General features: G+C 72.3%; 18 protein-coding genes and 1 tRNA gene. 6 read left to right on the top strand and 13 right to left on the bottom strand.

Going from position 1 to position 17,461, the window contains the following annotated elements; genetic code table 11:
* Positions 1 to 57 precede the first annotated feature (57 nt).
* Positions 58 to 1,038: a serine hydrolase gene (locus QOL15_RS03890; RefSeq protein ID WP_305405388.1), complete on the bottom strand. Its 981-nt coding sequence runs from the start codon at positions 1,036 to 1,038 to the stop codon at positions 58 to 60.
* Positions 1,039 to 1,160: 122 nt separating this feature from the next.
* Here QOL15_RS03890 and QOL15_RS03885 point away from each other — a divergent pair, with 122 nt between their 5' ends.
* Positions 1,161 to 2,690, top strand: coding sequence for an MFS transporter (locus QOL15_RS03885; protein WP_083394141.1), 1,530 nt, complete (start codon positions 1,161 to 1,163; stop codon positions 2,688 to 2,690).
* 389 nt (positions 2,691 to 3,079) lie between these two features.
* On the opposite strand, the gene QOL15_RS03880 is transcribed toward QOL15_RS03885, so the two are convergent.
* Entirely contained in the window at positions 3,080 to 3,877 is a 798-nt protein-coding gene (locus QOL15_RS03880) for an SDR family NAD(P)-dependent oxidoreductase (protein ID WP_065964970.1), read from the bottom strand.
* 110 nt (positions 3,878 to 3,987) lie between these two features.
* Between QOL15_RS03880 and QOL15_RS03875 the strand changes: the two genes are divergently transcribed.
* The gene (locus QOL15_RS03875; protein ID WP_065964975.1) at positions 3,988 to 5,031 is read left to right on the top strand and encodes an NAD(P)-dependent alcohol dehydrogenase; all 1,044 of its coding nucleotides are present in this window, start codon (positions 3,988 to 3,990) and stop codon (positions 5,029 to 5,031) included.
* An 86-nt stretch (positions 5,032 to 5,117) separates the two neighbouring features.
* On the opposite strand, the gene QOL15_RS03870 is transcribed toward QOL15_RS03875, so the two are convergent.
* The 4 genes from QOL15_RS03870 to QOL15_RS03855 form a co-directional block, all read right to left on the bottom strand.
* Positions 5,118 to 6,587: a hypothetical protein gene (locus tag QOL15_RS03870; RefSeq protein WP_071249429.1), complete on the bottom strand. Its 1,470-nt coding sequence runs from the start codon at positions 6,585 to 6,587 to the stop codon at positions 5,118 to 5,120.
* A gap of 34 nt (positions 6,588 to 6,621) precedes the next feature.
* On the bottom strand, positions 6,622 to 7,041 hold the full coding sequence (locus tag QOL15_RS03865) for a hypothetical protein (RefSeq protein ID WP_071249427.1): 420 nt from the start codon (positions 7,039 to 7,041) through the stop codon (positions 6,622 to 6,624).
* A gap of 311 nt (positions 7,042 to 7,352) precedes the next feature.
* Positions 7,353 to 7,571 (bottom strand): hypothetical protein, encoded by a 219-nt coding sequence (locus QOL15_RS03860; protein ID WP_139197600.1) that lies wholly within the window; start codon positions 7,569 to 7,571, stop codon positions 7,353 to 7,355.
* Between the two features lie 538 nt (positions 7,572 to 8,109).
* A protein-coding gene (locus QOL15_RS03855; protein WP_139197620.1) for an IS3 family transposase occupies positions 8,110 to 9,272 on the bottom strand; the annotation gives its coding sequence in 2 pieces (ribosomal slippage) (positions 8,110 to 8,993 and positions 8,993 to 9,272; 1,164 coding nt in all).
* Between the two features lie 97 nt (positions 9,273 to 9,369).
* On the opposite strand from QOL15_RS03855, the gene QOL15_RS03850 reads away from it, so the two are divergent.
* From QOL15_RS03850 to QOL15_RS03840, 3 genes are read left to right on the top strand one after another with little or no spacing between them, the layout of a single operon-like run.
* On the top strand, positions 9,370 to 9,981 hold the full coding sequence (locus QOL15_RS03850) for a hypothetical protein (protein ID WP_071245145.1): 612 nt from the start codon (positions 9,370 to 9,372) through the stop codon (positions 9,979 to 9,981).
* Entirely contained in the window at positions 9,978 to 10,700 is a 723-nt protein-coding gene (locus QOL15_RS03845) for a hypothetical protein (protein WP_065965087.1), read from the top strand. Before QOL15_RS03850 ends, QOL15_RS03845 begins: the two co-directional genes overlap by 4 nt.
* Before the next feature lie 60 nt (positions 10,701 to 10,760).
* On the top strand, positions 10,761 to 10,916 hold the full coding sequence (locus QOL15_RS03840) for a hypothetical protein (RefSeq protein WP_171898847.1): 156 nt from the start codon (positions 10,761 to 10,763) through the stop codon (positions 10,914 to 10,916).
* Positions 10,917 to 11,056: 140 nt separating this feature from the next.
* Here the strand turns inward: QOL15_RS03840 and QOL15_RS03835 are convergent, their stop codons facing one another.
* Together QOL15_RS03835 and QOL15_RS03830 are read right to left on the bottom strand one after the other, a co-directional pair.
* Positions 11,057 to 11,485 carry a LacI family transcriptional regulator gene (locus QOL15_RS03835; protein WP_071245147.1) on the bottom strand — a complete coding sequence of 143 codons (429 nt, stop codon included), beginning with the start codon at positions 11,483 to 11,485 and terminating at the stop codon, positions 11,057 to 11,059.
* A gap of 66 nt (positions 11,486 to 11,551) precedes the next feature.
* Positions 11,552 to 11,623: transfer RNA gene (locus QOL15_RS03830), tRNA-Gln, on the bottom strand.
* 80 nt (positions 11,624 to 11,703) lie between these two features.
* Between QOL15_RS03830 and QOL15_RS03825 the strand changes: the two genes are divergently transcribed.
* Positions 11,704 to 12,198, top strand: coding sequence for a MarR family winged helix-turn-helix transcriptional regulator (locus tag QOL15_RS03825; protein ID WP_065965091.1), 495 nt, complete (start codon positions 11,704 to 11,706; stop codon positions 12,196 to 12,198).
* A gap of 126 nt (positions 12,199 to 12,324) precedes the next feature.
* On the opposite strand, the gene QOL15_RS03820 is transcribed toward QOL15_RS03825, so the two are convergent.
* The 5 genes from QOL15_RS03820 to QOL15_RS03800 form a co-directional block, all read right to left on the bottom strand.
* Entirely contained in the window at positions 12,325 to 14,193 is a 1,869-nt protein-coding gene (locus QOL15_RS03820; RefSeq protein ID WP_071245149.1) for an ABC-F family ATP-binding cassette domain-containing protein, read from the bottom strand.
* Positions 14,194 to 14,517: 324 nt separating this feature from the next.
* Positions 14,518 to 14,949: a molybdenum cofactor biosynthesis protein MoaE gene (locus QOL15_RS03815; protein ID WP_065963556.1), complete on the bottom strand. Its 432-nt coding sequence runs from the start codon at positions 14,947 to 14,949 to the stop codon at positions 14,518 to 14,520.
* Positions 14,946 to 15,515, bottom strand: a complete 570-nt coding sequence (locus tag QOL15_RS03810; RefSeq protein ID WP_071245151.1) for a molybdenum cofactor biosynthesis protein B — start codon at positions 15,513 to 15,515, stop codon at positions 14,946 to 14,948. The genes QOL15_RS03815 and QOL15_RS03810 overlap by 4 nt, the downstream gene beginning before the upstream one ends.
* Positions 15,512 to 15,940, bottom strand: coding sequence for a cyclic pyranopterin monophosphate synthase MoaC (moaC, locus tag QOL15_RS03805; protein WP_171898798.1), 429 nt, complete (start codon positions 15,938 to 15,940; stop codon positions 15,512 to 15,514). Before moaC ends, QOL15_RS03810 begins: the two co-directional genes overlap by 4 nt.
* 164 nt (positions 15,941 to 16,104) lie before the next feature.
* Positions 16,105 to 17,415, bottom strand: a complete 1,311-nt coding sequence (locus tag QOL15_RS03800) for a molybdopterin molybdotransferase MoeA (RefSeq protein WP_071245153.1) — start codon at positions 17,413 to 17,415, stop codon at positions 16,105 to 16,107.
* Positions 17,416 to 17,461 lie beyond the last annotated feature (46 nt).

Raw genomic sequence — 17,461 nt, 5'->3', positions numbered from 1 at the left:
GGTCGGGGCCGCCACGCGCCTCCCGGCCGGTCGTCGGTCCGGTCGTCAGTCCGGTCGTCAGTCCCGCGCGGTGGCGGCGGGCCGTGCGGACAGCACGTCGGCGACGGCCGACGCGAACGCGTCGGCACCGGCGTGGTCGTCCGCGGTCACGGTGACCACGGCGTCGCGGTCGAACAGCAGCATCTGGCCGTGTGCGCCGTGCAGCCGCCAGAGCTGCCCGGGGCCGTCCCACCCGGCCATCGCGTACCGCTCGTACCCGGGACCGGCGCCCTCGCGCTCCACCCAGTCGGAGTGCAGCGCCTCGCACCAGCGCGCCGCGACGACCCGGTGGCCGTCGACGACCCCGCCGTCCCGCACCAGGCGTCCGATGCGGGCGAGCTCCGACGTGCGCAGGGCGATGCCCTCGCCGCCGGCGACGAAGCCCCGCGCGCAGCGCGCCCAGCCGACGTCCGCGATGCCGAGCGGTGCGAACACGCGCTCGGACACGAACGCGCCGACGTCCCCGACGTGTCGTTCGAGCACCCGCATCGCCGTGTACGTGCTCGCGTTCGCGTACTGGAACACCCGGCCCCGGGAGGGCCGCGACAGGAACTCCGCCGCGAGGTCCGGCCATTCGGTCAACTCGGTCGGCGACCACGGCATGTCGACGCCGCTCGTCATGGTGAGCAGGTGCCGGAGGGTGACCCGGTCGGTGCCCGCGCCGGTGCACAGGGCGGGCAGCGTGGCGGCGACCGGCCCGTCCACGTCGACCAGGCCGTCGTCGGCCGCGATGCCGACCGCCAGCACGGCGACGCCCTTGGCGACCGAGTGGACCTCCTCGCGCACGTCCGGGGTCCAGCGGTGCTCGACCGTGTCGTCACCGACCCGGACGTGCAGACCGTGCGCGCGGAAGCCGGTGGCGGCGACGTGCCGGACGAGGGCGTCGAGGGCCGCGTGCGCGGGGGTCGGCTCGGCCGGGGTCGGCTGCGCGGAGGCCGGCTCGGCCGGGGTCGGCTGCGCGGAGGCCGGCTCGGCCGGGGTCGGCTGCGCGGGGGTCACCGGGCCATCCTGCCGCGTCCGGTAGGCTCCTCGCTGTGTCCGGCACGGTGCCGGAGTGGTCGCGGAAGGCGATCCGGGCTGAAAACCCCACGACGCCTTCCCGAGAACGGAACCACTCCGCCATGCCCACCTCCCCGTCCACCGGCACCACGCCGACCGTCGGTCCTCCCGCCGCAGGCGCCTCCGCCGGGTCCGCTCCCGCGACCGGCTCGACGCCGACCGGCTCGACGCCGACCGGCCGGATCGACGCCCGCTCGCGGCTCGTGCTCGTCACGCTCGCCGCGGCGCAGCTGCTCGTCATCCTCGACACCACGATCGTGAACATCGCGATCCCGCAGGCCGCGACCGAGCTCGGCCTGACCGCCGACGGGCGGCAGTGGATCATCACGGCGTACGCGCTGACCTTCGGTGCCGTCCTGCTCATCGGCGGGCGCATCGCCGACTACTGGGGCCGCAAGCGCACGTTCGTGCTCGGTGTCGTCCTGTTCGCGGCGGCGTCGCTCCTCGCCGGGCTCGCGACCGTCCCCGCGATGCTCATCGGCGGCCGGGTGCTCCAGGGTGCCGGTGCCGCGCTCATGGCCCCCGCGGCGCTGTCGCTCGTGAGCGTCACCTTCCCGTCGGGTCGTGCCCGGAACACCGCGTTCGGGGTCCTCGGCGCGATCACCTCGAGCGGCGCGGCCGTCGGCCTCCTGCTGGGCGGGGTGCTCACCGAGTTCGTCGGCTGGCGCTGGTGCCTGCTCGTCAACGTGCCGGTCGCGGCCGTGGCCGTCGTCGCCGCGGTCCTCGTGCTCCGCGAGAGCCGTGCCGAGGGCCACGGACGACTCGACGTCGCCGGTGCCGTGACCATCGCCGTCGGGCTGGGCGCGCTCGTGTACGGCTTCACCCTCGCCGAGCGGGGCTGGGTCGAGGGCGGCGCGCTCGTCGCGATCGGCATCGGTGTCGTGTTCCTCGTCGCGTTCGTGCTCATCGAGCTGCGGGTCGCCGCGCCGCTGCTGCCGCTGCGGGTCGTGCTCGACCGGAACCGCGGCGGCGCCCTCGTCGTCCAGACCTGCGCCGGTGCCGTCATGGCGACCGTGACGCTCTACGTCACCTTCCACCTGCAGCAGGTCCTCGGCTTCGCGCCGCTCGTCTCCGGCGTCGCGACACTGCCGCTCGCGCTCGCCATCGGAGCGGTCATCCCCGTGCTCGTCAAGACCGTGCCGCGCACCGGCCCGAAGCCCCTCATGGTCGTCGGACCGGTCGTCGCGGGCATCGGCGTGCTGCTGCTCACCCGCGTCTCGGCCGACGGCTCGTACTGGACCGACGTGCTGCCCGGCCTGGTCGTGATGGGCGCCGGCATGGCCGCGATCTTCGTCCCCGCGCAGAACATGGCGCTGTCCCGGGTCCGCCCCGAGGACGCCGGCGCCGCCGCGGCCGCCGCGAACGCGACGAACCAGATCGGCGGAGCCGTGGGCCTCGCCGTGCTCACGAACCTGTACGTCGCGCACGCCGGGGCGGGCCGCTCCGCCGGTGCACTCGTCGCCGGGTACGACTCGGTGTTCCTCGGCGCAGCCGTGGTGATGGCGATCGCCGTCGTCGCCGCGGTGGTGCTGCTCCGCAACCCGCAGCTCGGGGAGGACGCGGGGGCACAGCAGCTGCCGGCGATGCACTAGGCGGTCCCGTCCGTCGCGGCGTGGCCGGCGCGACGCGGCCCGCGGCGCGGCCCGCGGCGCGGCCGGAGCGGCTCGACGCGGCTCGACGCGGCGCGGCCGGGCGGCGCGGCCGGTCGGCGCGGCCGGTCGGCGCGGCCGGTCGGCGCAACGCGGCCGGAGCGGCGCGACGCGCGGGCGGCCGACCCTGCGTCGCGCCGGCGGCCGACCCGGCACCCGTCGGTCGGCCGGCGGCCGACCCGGAACACCCGGCGGTGCGTGGTCGGCGACCCGCGCACCGGGCGCACCACGGGCCTCCAGACCGTCACCGGGGTCGCGTCCTGCCGCAACCCTGACGCGTGGGACGCGCACCCGATCCACTGGCCGACCGACGGCTCGGCCGCGGGCCGCCGTCAGGGCAGGATCGCGTCGACGTACCCGCCGTCCGCGCGGACCGCACCGCCCGTCGTCGCCGAGGCCAGCGGCGACGCGAGGTACGTCACCATGTGCGCCACCTCCTCCGGCTCGAGCAGACGCTCGACCAGCGACTGCGGACGGTGCTGCCGCATGAACTGCCGCTGCGCCTCGTCCCAGGGCAGGTCCTCGCCGACCATCTCGGCGACGAAGTCCTCGACGCCGCCCGTGTGCGTCGGGCCCGCGAGCACGGTGTTGACGGTGACGCCGGACCCCTTGACGGCCTTCGCGAAACCGCGGGACACCGCGAGCAGCGCGGTCTTCGTCATGCCGTAGTGGATCATCTCGGCGGGGGTCACGACCGCCGAGTCGCTCGCGATCGAGACCACGCGGCCCCACCCCTGCTCGGTCATGCCCGGCAGGTAGGCGCGCATCAGCCGGACCGCCGCGAGGACGTTCACCTCGAAGTAGCGTCGCCACTCGTCGTCGGTGATCGCGAAGGGGTCCTCGCTGCCGAAGATGCCGAGGTTGTTCACGAGCACGTCCAGGCGCGGGAACCGGTCGAGGACCGTGGCGGCGCCCTCGGCGGTGGCCAGGTCGGCGGCGACGCCGTGCACCTGCGCTCCCGGCACCTGCTCGCGCACGGCGTCGACCGCCTGCGTGACGCGGTCCTCGCTCCGTCCGTTCACGACCACGGTCGCGCCGGCCCGGGCGAGGTCGACGGCGATGGCGAGACCGATCCCCTGCGTGGAGCCGGTCACGAGGGCGGTGCGGTGGTCGAGGTCGATGCTGGTCATGTCCAGCACGGTAGCCGCCGGGCGGACGGGATGGTCCACTGCGTAGGCTGTGGGCAACACCTGTCGTTCAAGACGACGGGAACCCGCAGGCAAGTCGAAGGAGAACGCCGATGCGCGCCGTGATGTTCGAGCAGTACCAGACCTTCCCGTCCCTCACCGAGGTCGAGAAGCCGGTCCCCGGTCCCGGGGAGGTGCTGCTCAAGGTCGCCGGAGCCGGCGCGTGCCACTCCGACGTCGCCGTGTACCGCGAGTTCCGCGAGGGCCAGCCCGGTGCGCAGGCACCCGGCTTCGTGCTCGGCCACGAGAGCTCCGGCTGGGTGGAGGCCGTCGGCGAGGGCGTCACCGGGTTCACCCCCGGGGAGGCCCACCTCGTCTACGGCCCCGTCGGCTGCGGGCACTGCTCGTACTGCTCGAAGGGGCAGGACACCTACTGCGAGAACGCCGCGACCAACCCCTACGCCGCGATCGGCCTCGGGCGCGACGGCGGCATGGCGGAGTACGTCACCGTGCCGGCGCGGAACCTCGTCCCGCTCGGGGACGCCGACCCCGTCGCCGCGGCACCCCTCGCCGACGCGGCACTCACGCCGTACCACGCGATCAAGGGCGCCCTCCCGGCCCTCGCCGGCGGCGGCAAGTACGCCCTGGTCGTCGGGCTCGGCGGCCTGGGCCAGATCGCGGTGCAGATCCTCACCGCGCTCACGGGCGCCACCGTCATCGCGACCGACGCCAAGCCGGAGGCGATGGAGCGCGCAGCAGCGCGTGGCGCGCTCACCGTGCCCGCCGGTCCGGACCAGGCAGCGGCCATCCGCGAGCTCACCGGGGGCAAGGGCGTCGACGCGGCCTTCGACTTCGTCGGGGTCACGCCCACCATCGCCACGGCACAGGCCTCGATGGCGATCGGCGGTCGCCTGGTCGTCGTGGGCATCGCGGGCGGGACCGTCGAGTGGAACTTCTTCTCGACGCCGTACGAGTCGACGATCACGAACACCTACTGGGGCACGATCGAGGACCTGCACGATGTCGTCGCCATGTACCGCGCCGGCCAGATCGAGCCGGACGTCGAGCGGTTCTCGCTCGACGACGCGCTCGAGGCGTACCGGAAGCTCGAAACCGGGGAACTCTCCGGGCGCGCGGTCGTCGTCCCCACGATGTGACGGGGCAGGCCGACCCCGGCGTTCCGGGGTCGGCCCGTGGATGTGCGTCCGTCCGGGCGGCGGTCAGCCGTTCCAGGCGTTGCCCGTCAGCCGTTCCAGGCTTCGCGGACCGCCTCGGCCAGCCGTACCCGGGCGTCGTCGTCGGTGGCGACCGCTCGCGGCCGGTCGATGGTGAGCCTGCCGTCGCGGAGCGTGAGCTGCGCGGTCTGCAGCGGGAGCTGACCGGCGATGCCGACCTGCACCGTGGTGCCGTCGGGGAGCACCGGCCGCACCGCCTGCACGAACGCGGGGACGTCGTCGATGCGCTGCAGGGTCGCGGAGATCGACGCGTTCGTGGTGGTCGTCGGACTCGTCGGCGTCGACGGGGACGGGCCGTCCGACGGGTCCGCGCCGAAGAAGGACGCCCGCGCGGGCAGGAAGGCGGTGAGGCGCCGGGCGACCGCCGCGGACGCACCGAGGCGATCGGCGGAGCCCTGCACGAGGAGCCCTTGGTGGTCCCCTGCGGCCGCCGCTGCCGACGACCCGACCGACAGCGTCCGCACGGGTGCGACCGGCGACGCCGCGGCGAGCGCCTCGGCCGCCGCGAGCGCCGTGTCGACGTCGGCGGCGGTGACGGTGACCCCGGTGCGGGTGAGCTCGACCGCGGTGACCCCGGGACGTGCCGCAACACGGGCGAGCCGATCGGCCTCAGCGTACGTCCCGGCGTCCGGTCGTTCGTCGACGTCGTCACCCGGGTCGCGCTTCGTGACGACCCCGCCGTCCACGATCGCCGCGGCGTCCGGCGCTGCCCGCTCCAGCACGGCGGTCACGTCGGGCACGTCGGCCAGGTCCGCGGTGTGGACGTGCACGAGTCCCCGGCGGACGGTGGCAGCGGTCAGCCGGTGCGCAGCGGCCACCTGCCCGAGGGCCGCGACCTCGGTCGCGGGATCGCCTGCCGAGTCCGTGATGGACCAGTCCGGGTCCCGCCGTCCGGTGGTGTCACGTGCCGGGTCGTTCCAGGCGCTCGCGGTCGCGGTGACGTCGTCCCACCCGGACCCGTCGGCGGCCGCCCGCACCGCCGTCCACCCGGTGACGAGGTCGGCGGGGTCCGCCACCTGCAGGTCGAGTGAGCGGACCTCGCCACGGACGGACAGCACCGCGCCGAGCCAGCGGTCGTCACCACGGAGCCCGTCCACGACGTCGAGCACCCGCGCGTTCGCCGTCTTCGTCGGTTGGACGGTGAAGACGAAGCCGTCCGCCTCGACGTCGGCGGAGTAGGTGACGCTGCCCCGGTGGTCGGCGATCCACTGTCCGACAGCATCGGTGACCCGCTGCAGTCGGTCGTCCGACAGGTCGTCCTCGGTGACGACCGTCGCGGTCGTGGTCCCGGCGAACGGCAGGTCGTTCGAGCCGTCCGCACGGACCGTCGCGACGCCGTCGATCCGCGCGAGCTCGTCGCGGGCGGCGTCGGCACCGGCCGAGCCGGCGTCGACGTGGCCCGTGCAGCTCGTGAGCAGGAGCGTGGCAGCGGCGAGCAGCGCGGCGACCGCAGTCGTCCGGGTGGTGGTCGAGCGCACGGAGCCTCCGTCGGGGCGTGCCGCCGACGACGGCTCAGTCATGGACGTAGCGGTAGGTCGGCTCCGGTCGGTCGAGACTGCCGACCCAGAACCCGAGTTCAGCACCGTCGCGGTACGCCGTGCTGACGCGGCGGTCGTCGGTGGCCAGCCGGACCGCGTGCGGATCCCCGTCGGCGAGACGCCACGTCCCGGTGAACGACACCGGCGCGGAGCGGTCGGCACACTCCGGGAGGCCCGACCACGGGGCGTCGACGTCGCAGGCGATGTCGTACGGCATGTCCACCACCGCGAGGGAGCCGTCCTCGTGCAGCACCATCCGGCTCGACGGGTCCGAGGACAGTGTCCACGAACCGACCGGGTCGACCGGTGGCGTCGTGGACACGGACGAGCAGCCGGTCGTCGCCGCGAGGGTCACCGCGGCGAGCACCGCGGCCACCGGCAGTCGGTCGTGCATCGTGCCCCCTCCCCCTGTGCACCGCTGCGAGCCGGACGGTCGCGTCCCCCGTAGCCCCTTCGTCCAGCCAACCAGATCGACGGCACACAGTGCTCACGGCAGAAAGCCACGAGTGTGTCGAGCCGTCCACGCGGGTCCGCCCGACCTTGACCCGAGATGGAGCCGTCGTTCCCTGTGCGGCGGGATCGGTCGGACCGCATTCCCACCTCTTGCACGCGAGGTACGGGACTTGGTGGGGACAGGAACGACACCTGGACGAGCGACGGCACCAGCGGCGACTTCGCCCCTCGCCACCAGCGCCCCGCAAGCGCTCAGCCGCAGAGCACGCTCATGACGAGTTCGATCGGGATACCCGCAGCGTCTGCGAGCTTGTGCGCAGAAAGGTGCGCGCCAGCGAGCCGGATGGCTTCGTTGCGAAGTTCGAGAATCTCTGCGTGGTCTTGTCCTGCGATGAAGTTCGCTATGCGGTGCAAGGCTCCGACGGTTGCCGCCAGCGCAGGGCCGTCATCCGGAGCGAGGGATGGTGGCATCGGTCAAGCGTGGGGGTTTCGAGTCAGCGTCGCGACGAACAGCCCCCGGGTCGCCCTCCGCAGCAGCAACATGGGGCCGACGACCACGACGATGTGCGCAATGGCGAACGGCGTCGCTCCGGCGCTCTGCGACTGCGCCGGAGCGCCGGCAGGATACGCAGACGGGAAGCGGAAGGCGAGGCTGAATCTCAGTAGCGCCGTGCGGCCCTGTCCGTTTCGACTCGTGGTAGGTCCTGACACGTTCCCCCTCGTCAGCGAATCTGCCGTCGGCAGGCAGAGCGACCTCAACCTAACTTCTCTAGAACCACTTGTCTACGGCCCAGAGGTTGACGCGGTCTCCTGCGGCTCGGCCGAATACTCGCTCTGCACGGGGATCTCCCGCCGAGCGAACAGGAGTTTCAGATGGCTTTGACCAAACGTTGGGGGCGCTTTGGAGCGACGGCAGCAACGGTATGCACCGTCGTCGGCCTGACGCTCGTTCCCGCTGTATCAGCCTCCGCGACGAGGGGACTGCTGCAGGTTTGGTTGACTCGTTCGTTTAGGCCGCGAGTGCGACCTGTGGGTTGATGATCGTCTCGTACTCGATTGGGGTCAACTTCCCAAGACCGCGTTGGCGTCGTTTCCGGTGGTAGGTCGCTTCGATCCAAGTGATGATCGCCAGCCGGAGCTCTTCCCGGGTCGTCCATCGTTTCCGGTTGAGGACGTTCTTCTGCAGCAGGGCGAAGAACGATTCCATCGCAGCGTTGTCCGCGCAGGCGCCGACTCTGCCCATCGATCCGAGGAGCCCTGCATCGCAGAGGGCGCGGACGAACTTCTTCGACCGGAACTGGCTGCCGCGATCCGAGTGGACGACCGTCCCGGTCGGGTTCCGGCGGTGCACCGCCATCTGCAGGGCTGCGACGGCGAGCGAGGACCGCATCCGATCACCGATCGAGTAGCCCACGATCCGGCGGGAGCAGGCGTCCTTGATCGCGCAGAGGTAGAGCTTGCCCTCCCCGGTCGGGTGCTCGGTGATGTCGGTCAGCCACAGCCGGTCCAGGTCTGGTGCTGTGAACGTTCGCCGGACCCGGTCGTCGTGCACCGGCGGACCGGCCTTCCGGGTCAGGCCGCGCTTCTTCGAGTGCAGGGACCAGAGCCGCTGCTGCGAGCACAACCGCCACACCCGACGCTCGGAGGTCCGGTGGCCAGCCGCGGCCAAGTCGTCAGCGATGAACCGGTACCCGAACGTCGGATCGTCGCGATGCGCGTCGATGGCGGCGTTGGTCAGGTGCGCGTCGTCCCAGTCCCGTTTGGACACGGGGCTGGCGCGCCAGCGATAGAACGCCTGCTTCGAGAAGCCCAGTACCCGGCAGGCCACCGCGACAGGAACACCGTCGTCGGCGAGTTCAAGGACCAGCGGGTAGATCATTTTGGGAGTTGTGACTGCGCGAAGTACGCCGCTGCCCGGCGGAGGATCTCGTTCTCCTGCTCGAGCAGCCGGATCCGTTTCTGCGCCTCCCGCAGCTCGGCTTGCTCCACCGCTTTCAGCGACGGCGGCTCTGCGACCCCGATGCCGTCGTCACGGTCCGCGAGGCGCAACCAGCGGGCCAGGCAGGACTCGGAGACGCCGAAGTCCTTCGCGACCTGCCGCACTGACGTCTCGCCCTTCCGGGCGACCGCGATCACGTCACGGCGGAACTCTTCCGGATACGCCTTCACCATGGCGCACATCCTTCCAGCAGGAGCCAATGCCCCTACCTCTCAGGAGTCAACCGAACCTGCAGCAGTCCCGAGCGATGATGCCGCGATCACAGCTCACATGAGCGACTGGTACGCCGCGCGCGGCGTCCCAGAGGCAACCTACGGCCCGCTCATCGACCGGTTCCTCGATGGCGGGATGATGGATTCGATGCGCGAAGGCCAGTCTCCGGCCTCGGTGAAGGTCCTCCAACGCGACGGATTCACGGTGACGCAGTACGTCTTCGCGGACGGTTCGATCTCCGAAACGGAGATGCAGAACCCGAACGCCGGTGGCGGGGCCGGCATCTCCCGACGAGCCGTGACCCCGCAGTCGGTGGGTCAGTGCGCGAGCACCACACCGAGTCACTACGACACTCGGTACAACAACTGTGTCGTCGCCGCGGACAACAGCTTCTTGCAAGTCGCCTTCCATGCCACGTACGACATCGTGCAGGGAGACAACAACGATCTGATCAACGAAGTCTCTGCACCGTACGCCTACGCGATTGCGGGTACGGCACCGACGCCGTCCCTCAAGATCACGAAGAGGAACGAGAACGCGTCCGGACCGGCGACCGCAACAGCAACGACTGTCTACAACTCTTCGAGGGGCGGCGGCTCCTTCACGGCGAGCCTCTCTCTCAAGGTCGGCAACAACAAGGCAACCAGCACCAAGGGAGGCTCCTGGTGAGCACGACGAACTCGGTCAAGAAGGTCACAATCACTGCCGTCGTCGTCGGGGCACTCTGCTCCGGCATGTTCGGCGCGCTTCCCGCTTCGGCCACGACGACGACCCAGGACCAGACAGCGCTCCGGGAATGGTTCACCAGCCAAGGTGTCCAGTCGGCGACGCAGGATGCGCTCATCGCCAAGCTCGACAGCGGCAGTCTCCTCGACTCGATGTCGCAATCCGTTGAACCGACCAGTACGACCAGCGTGCAAACAGCGACCGAGCTCGTGAGTCGATCCGTCTACCCAGACGGGTCCGTCGCCGTCACCTCGCTCGAGAAGCCGGCGGTCACCGCTGGGGGTGCGAAGGCCGGGTCTCGCTCGCTTCAGCCCCAGCAGATCACAGGATGCAAGGAATCCAACGGTGGCGGCTACGTCGTCGAGTCCAACTGCAAGGTCGAGATCGCCACGGGCCCGTACGACCTCTGGTTCAACGCGACCTACGAGCGCTACACCGGAGGGGCACAGATCGACACCGCGAACAAGGCGAACGCGGTGGTGAAGTACGGCAATCTGGTTGCTGCACCGACCGTGACCATCAAGCGGAAGAAGCAGGACGGCTCCCTCGAGGCGTACGCACAGGAACACGCGCTGTACAAGTCGACCAGCCTCGGATCGAGCGAGGATCTCTACGTCTCGCTGCGGGTCACGACATCGAGAGCTTGGACGACCAACTACTGATCGCGCGCTCGGCGTAGAGTCAGCGCAGACGAACCTGTCCGTCTTCTTGAGGGGAATCCAATGCTGATCCCAGGTTTCATCCCGGTCGTGCTCGTGGTCACGTTCATCCTGATCGGCACCGCGGTGTGGGGGTCCTTCAAGAAGGGACCGACCCAACGCCGCCAGGACTCCGAGGCACGCGACCGACGGGCACAGCACACGGGCGATCAGCCCTAGCGGTCAACAGGAGAGGCATGCCTTCGGGCGTGCCTCTCCTGTCTTGTGCGCGTGCATCGCTTCGTTCGAGCTGCAACCCCGTGCAGGATGCCCGCAACACCCGGAGCATCATCGGACGGAGTGCCGCTGGTTGGTTCGAACTACCTTCCGTTCCGCGCGAGGTGTTCGGCGCGTCCGCGGATGCCAGTGATGCGCCGATCCCGGACATCAGTCCTGACGGGCGTTCCACGGGTTCCGGGGATGCGCTCGTCGTCGACCGCCGCCGAGGGGAAGCCGGAGGCATCCGCTCCGCGCTCGACCAGACCCACCGGGGCGCCTTGCGCCCGCAACAGGACGAGGCTCGACAGGTCCTCTGCCGCTGGCGTGGTGAGGTGCCCGGCGAGACGGCGTTCTTCGAAGAGGCCCACGTAGACGTGCTCCCGCTCGGCGGAGTCGTCGCTGTTACCGACCAGCACGGCGAGTCCGCATTCCGCAGCAGCGCCCTCGACGCTGCGGGCGACGTCCGAGACGAAGAGGTTCCCGGCGTCGAGCACGACGAGGCCGACCGTCGTGCTGCGTCCGGCGCGCAATCGTCTCGCCTGGTCGTTCAGAAGGAACCCGACTTCCGAGATGGCGCGCCGGATCCGGTCCGCCCGCTCCGCCTCCAGGATTCGAACCCGGACCTAACGGCACCAAAGGCCGTCGTGCTGCCGTTACACCAAGGCGGAACACACCCCTCGGGGTGCGCGACCATCCTCCCACGACCGTGCGGCTGGCCGTGTCCGACGGGTTCGGCCAAGATGGAGGGATGCCGCAGCAGGACGAGGTCGACCGGATCGTCGCTGCGTGGCGCGGGGAACGCCCCGACCTGGACTTCGGCCCGCTCGAGGTCCTGTCCCGCGTGGACCGGCTCGCCCGGCACCTCGACCGTGCTCGACGAGCAGCCTTCGATGCGAGCGACGTCGAGCCGTGGGAGTTCGACGTGCTCTCGGCCCTCCGCCGTGCCGGTGAGCCCTACGAGCTGAGCCCGAAGTCGCTGCTGCAGCAGACCCTGGTGTCGAGCGGCACGATGACGAACCGCGTCGACCGGCTCGCCGCCCGGGGCCTGGTGTCCCGCCGGACCGACCCGCGGGACGGCCGGGGCATCCTCGTGTCCCTGACCGCCACCGGTCGCGCGGCCGTCGACGCGGCGATCGCCGATCTGCTCCGCGCCGAGCGGGACATCCTGGCGGGTGTCGCCGACGACGAGCAGGACCAGCTGTCCGGCCTCCTGCGGCGCCTGATCCTCGGGCTGGGCGACTAGCGCGTTCCTGGACGCGCCGCGAACGGTCGATGGAGCAGGAACCGTCGGCTGAACGCCCGCCACCCGACATCGTCTGCTCCATCCCCGCGACGGGACGCGAGCCAGCGCCACCGCCGCCCGGAGATGTCAGACCCCGAGCACCTCGGCGACCTCGAGCCACCGCTCCTCGAGCTGCTCGACCTCGGCGTCGAGCGCCGCGAGCTTCGTCTGCAGCTCCCCGAGCCCCGCGTAGTCGGACTGGTCGTGCGCCGCGAAGGCGTCGAGCAGCTTCTGCCGGTCGGCACCGGCCTTCGCGATCTTGCGGTCGAGGGCGGACATCTCCTTCTCGGCGGTGCGACGGTCCGCACCCGACAGCGCCGGAGCCGAGCCGGCCCCACCGGCCGTACCCGCGCCTCCCGACCCGGCCACGGACCCGGCCGAGCCCGTGGACCCGGCCGTGTCGGGCCTCCCGGCCGAGGCGGCGGCAGCCGCTGATGCGGTCTGCGGGACGGAACCCGACGCGCGCAGCCGCACGTACTCGTCGACGCCGCCCGGCAGGTGCCGGAGGCGACCACCGAGGACCGCGTACTGCTGGTCGGTGACGCGCTCGAGCAGGTACCGGTCGTGCGACACGACGAGCAGGGTGCCCGGCCAGGTGTCGAGCAGGTCCTCCATCGCGGCGAGCATGTCGGTGTCGAGGTCGTTGGTCGGCTCGTCGAGGATGAGCACGTTCGGCTCGTCGAGCAGGATGAGCATGAGCTGGAGCCGGCGCTTCTGGCCACCGCTCAGGTCCTTCACCGGCGTCGACAGCTGCTCGGACGTGAACCCGAGCCGCTCCAACAGCTGCGACGGCGTCATCTCCTTGCCGTCGGCGACGTAGCTCGTCTTCTTGCGGGCGACGACCTCGCGGACGCGGTCGTTCGCGAACTGCGCGAGGTCGGCGAGCTGCTGGTCGAGCACCGCGACCTGCACGGTCTTGCCGGTCTTCACCCGGCCGACGGTGGGCTGCAGCTTGCCGGAGACCAGGTTGAGCAGCGTCGACTTGCCGGCACCGTTCGGCCCGAGGATGCCGGTCCGCTCCCCCGGTGCGATGCGCCACTCGATGTCACGCAGGATCACGTCGTCGCCGAAGGTGACGCCGATGTCGAGCAGGTCGACGACGTCCTTGCCGAGCCGCGCGGTCGCCGTCTGCGACAGCGCGACGGTGTCGCGGATCGGCGGGACGTCGTCGATGAGGGCGTTCGCCGCGTCGATGCGGAACTTCGGCTTGCTCGTGCGCGCCGGGGCGCCGCGGCGGAGCCACGCGAGCTCCTTGCGCGCCAGGTTCTGGCGACGCTGCTCGGACGCCGCTGCCTGCCGGTCGCGCTCGACGCGCTGCAGGATGTACGCCGCGTAGCCGCCCTCGAACGGCTCGACGACGCCGTCGTGGACCTCCCACGTGTCGGTCGACACCGCGTCGAGGAACCACCGGTCGTGCGTCACCACGACCATGCCGCCCTGGTTCGACGACCAGCGACGGTTGATGTGGTCGGCGAGCCACTGGATGCCCTCGACGTCGAGGTGGTTCGTCGGCTCGTCGAGGAACAGCACGTCCCAGTCGCCGACCAGGAGCTTCGCGAGCGCGATCCGTCGCCGCTGACCACCGGAGAGGTCGTCGACGACGGCCTCCCACGGGATGTCCGACACGAGGCCGCCGATCACGTCGCGGATCTTCGGGTCGCCGGCCCACTCGTGTTCCTCGAGGTCGCCGACGACGGTCGCGCCGACCGTCGCACCCGCCGGCAGGACGTCGCGCTGGTCGAGGTACCCGACCGTCAGGCCGCGGCGGTGTGTGACACGACCGGCGTCCGGTTCGAGGCGCTGGGCCAGCAGGGCGAGCAGGGTCGACTTGCCGTCACCGTTCCGGCCGACGACGCCGATCCGGTCGCCCTCGTCGAGGCCGATGGTGACGCTGTCGAAGACGACACGGGTGGGGAACTCGAGATGCATGTTCTCGGCGCCGAGGAGATGAGCCACCCGTCAAGGGTAGGCGGCGCGCGGGGGTGCGGGGTGCACGGGGCGGGCGCGGGGTGGGCGCGGGGCGCGGGGGGCGCGGGGGGGCGCGGGGCGCGGGGGCGGCCGCGGAGCACGTCGCGGTGCGACGTGCTCCCGAACAAGGGAAAGCACGTCGCGCCACGGCGAACCATGGTGCGACGTGCCGCCGGTTGTGCGGGAGGCGCCGCGCGCCGCCGCGCCGCGCCACCGCGCCACCGCGCCGCGCCGGCCGCCGCGCGCCGCGCCGCGCCGCGCCGCGCCGCACCGCGCCGCACCGCGCCGCACCACGGCGCACCGCAAGACCACTCAGAGCGACGCGACCCACTCGTCGGAGCCATCGGTGAAGCGCTGGTGCTTCCAGATCGGGGTGCGCTCCTTGACGCGGTCGACCAGGTCAGAGCACGCCGCGAAGGCCTCGGCCCGGTGCGGTGACGACACCGCTGCGGCGAGCGCCACGTCCCCGACGACCAGGTCCCCCACGCGGTGCAGCACCGCGATGCGGACACCGGGGTGCTCCTCGGCGATCGACCGGGCGACCTCGGCGATGACCTCACCGGCGCTCGGGTGCCGCTCGTAGCCGAGCGCAGTCACGCCCTTGCCGCCGTCGTGGTCGCGGACGATCCCGGCGAAGGTGACGACCGCGCCGTCCTGCTCGGTCTCGACCGCTGCGGCGACCTGCTCGACGGACACCGCGACGTCGACGACGTCGGCGAGCAGGACCCGCTCGGCGGCGGTCACGAGGTCGCTCCTTCAGCGGTGCGTGACGCGTGGCCTGCACCGTCGGTCGTGCGCGGTGCGTGCCCCGCTCCGTGCACCTGCGCGAGCACGTGGTCGAGCAGGCCGTCGATGACCGCCAGCCCGTCGGCGACACCGCCGCGCGATCCGGGCAGGGTGACGACGAAGGCTCCGGTGGAGGCGATGCCGGCCACACCGCGGCTCAGCAGCGCCGTCGGACCCGCCCCCGCGAGACCACGGCGGCGGACCTCCTCGAGGACACCGGGGAGTTCGAGGTCGAGCAGCGGTGCGACGGCCTCGGGCGTGCGGTCGGTGGGCGTGACCCCGGTTCCGCCGGTCGTGACGACCACGCGGGCGTCGGCCAGCAGCGCTGCGGTGACGGTCTCGGCGATCGGTCCGCCGTCAGGCACGATGACGGGTTCCTCGACCACGAAGCCACGCTCACGCAGCCACGCGGCGATGCCCGGGCCGGTGCGGTCGAGGGACGGCTCGGTCGCCGCGGAGGTGGAGACCACGAGGACCGCGGCGCGGCCCCTCGTCGCGGTGTCGTCGGTGGGTCGGTCGGTCATCGGGCGCTCCAGTCCCCGGAGCGTCCACCGTGCTTCTCGAGCACGCGGACCTCCGTGATCACGGCCGCACGGTCGACGGCCTTCACCATGTCGTAGACCGTCAGCGCCGCGACGCTCGCACCGGTCAGCGCCTCCATCTCGACGCCCGTGCGCGAGGTCGTGCGCACGGACACCTCGATCCGGACGTGGTCGCCCTCGCCCGTGATGTCGACCTCGACGCCGGCGATGGGCAGCGGGTGGCAGAGCGGGACCAGGTCGGAGGTCTTCTTGACGGCCATGATCGCCGCGATGCGCGCGGTGCCGATTACCTCGCCCTTGGGCAGCGAGCCGTCGATGATCCGCCGGACGACGTCGTCCCGGGTGACCAGCGTCGCCGTCGCCGTCGCCGAGCGCGCGGTGACGTCCTTGTCGGAAACGTCGACCATGTGGGCGGTGCCGTCGGCGCGGACGTGGGACAGCTCGCCCGCGGCCTCCGCGGCGAGCGGAGCGTCGACGAGCGGAGCGTCGGCGCCCGGCGCGTCGCCGCCGCGGTCGGGTGCGCCGCGGTCCGGCTCGTCGTCGCCGTCCGGGGAGGCGCGGTGGTCGTCGGTCATCGGAGGCTCCAGACGATCAGGGGGTCGCCGGGTTCGATGGTGTCGGTTCCGACCGGGACGTGGACGAGGTGGGTGGCGGCCGCCAGGTGCGCGAGCAGGTGCGAGCTCGGCCCGCCGACGAAGTACACCCGGCCGTCGGCGACCCGACCGCGACGGACCTGGTGCTTGCCGACCGGCGAGGTCGCGGACTCGGCCGCCGGCAGCTGCTCGGCGGGCCGGTCGGGGGCGCCGACGGCCGCGGTGAGCACAGGGCGCAGGAACACCTCGAACGACACGAGCGCCGACACGGGGTTGCCGGGGAAGGCCACGACCGGGACGGTGCGGCCACCGAGGGTGACCGAGCCCGACGCCTGCGGCCCGCCGGGCTGCATCGCGACCGGGGTCACGGCGAGCCCGAGCGGTTCGAGGGTCTGCCGCACGACCTCGTACGCCCCGGCGCTGATGCCACCGGTCGTCAGCACGAGGTCGGCCCAGTCACCCACCGCACGGTCGAGTGCCTCGACGAAGCGCTCGGGATCGTCGCTCAGGCGCACGGCACGCGTCACCGCGCCGACCTCGGCCAGGGCCGCACGCAGCGCCACCCCGTTGGCGTCGCCGATCAGGGCCCCGGCGGCGCCCGGACCATCGAGACCGCCGAGGTCTGCACCACCGTCGGCACCGTCGCGGCCGTCAGCACCGTCAGCACCGTCAGCACCGACCGGCTCCTCGCCGCGGAGCTCGCTCCCCGTCGAGACGACGAGCACCCGCACCGGCCGCACCACCTCGACGGAACCGACCCCCGCCGACGCGAGCGTGCCGAGCAGCGCGGGCGTCACCGGCGCCCCGGCCGGCGCGAGCTCGGCCCCGCGGGCGACGTCGCTGCCCGTCGTCCGCACGAACGTGCCCGCGGTCGTGCCGGTCGGGACGGTGAGCTCCGCGAGCGCGAGTGCCTCCGGGAACCTGCCGGGCCGGACCGCCTCGACCGGGACCACGGCGTCGGCACCGATCGGGATGCGCGCTCCGGTCATGATCGGCGCCGCGCTGTCCGGCGGCAGCGGGGCCGGCACGGTCCCCGCGGGCACCGGGTCGACCACGCGGACGGTCCGACCGGCGTCGCCCGCGCGCACGGCGAACCCGTCCATCTGGCTGTTGTCGAAGGTCGGCAGCGGGACCGGCGCGGACACCGCGGTCGCGAGCACGCGGCGGCCCCGTCCGGCGTCCGGGGCGACCGCGAGGTCGTCCGTCGAGCGGCGTTCGGATCCGAGCGCGGCGAGCACCGGCGCGAGCAGGGCTGCGACAGCGTCGCGGTGCTGACCGATCGTTCGCACGGGGGCCTCTCGAACAGGTGGGGTGGTGCAGTGGTCGCCCGGCTCT

This window comes from Curtobacterium sp. MCBA15_012, assembly GCF_001864935.2.
Classification (GTDB): Bacteria; Actinomycetota; Actinomycetes; order Actinomycetales; family Microbacteriaceae; genus Curtobacterium.
This window is presented reverse-complemented; position numbering and strand designations above follow the sequence as displayed.

Bases quoted from the DNA above. Each gene is read 5' to 3' on its own strand.
- QOL15_RS03885 (WP_083394141.1), top strand. From the start codon at position 1,161: ATGCCCACCTCCCCGTCCACCGGCACCACGCCGACCGTCGGTCCTCCC.
- QOL15_RS03880 (WP_065964970.1), bottom strand. From the start codon at position 3,877: ATGACCAGCATCGACCTCGACCACCGCACCGCCCTCGTGACCGGCTCC.
- QOL15_RS03875 (WP_065964975.1), top strand. From the start codon at position 3,988: ATGCGCGCCGTGATGTTCGAGCAGTACCAGACCTTCCCGTCCCTCACC.
- QOL15_RS03865 (WP_071249427.1), bottom strand. From the start codon at position 7,041: ATGCACGACCGACTGCCGGTGGCCGCGGTGCTCGCCGCGGTGACCCTC.
- QOL15_RS03860 (WP_139197600.1), bottom strand. From the start codon at position 7,571: ATGCCACCATCCCTCGCTCCGGATGACGGCCCTGCGCTGGCGGCAACC.
- QOL15_RS03850 (WP_071245145.1), top strand. From the start codon at position 9,370: ATGAGCGACTGGTACGCCGCGCGCGGCGTCCCAGAGGCAACCTACGGC.
- QOL15_RS03840 (WP_171898847.1), top strand. From the start codon at position 10,761: ATGCTGATCCCAGGTTTCATCCCGGTCGTGCTCGTGGTCACGTTCATC.
- QOL15_RS03825 (WP_065965091.1), top strand. From the start codon at position 11,704: ATGCCGCAGCAGGACGAGGTCGACCGGATCGTCGCTGCGTGGCGCGGG.
- QOL15_RS03810 (WP_071245151.1), bottom strand. From the start codon at position 15,515: ATGACCGACCGACCCACCGACGACACCGCGACGAGGGGCCGCGCCGCG.
- moaC (WP_171898798.1), bottom strand. From the start codon at position 15,940: ATGGTCGACGTTTCCGACAAGGACGTCACCGCGCGCTCGGCGACGGCG.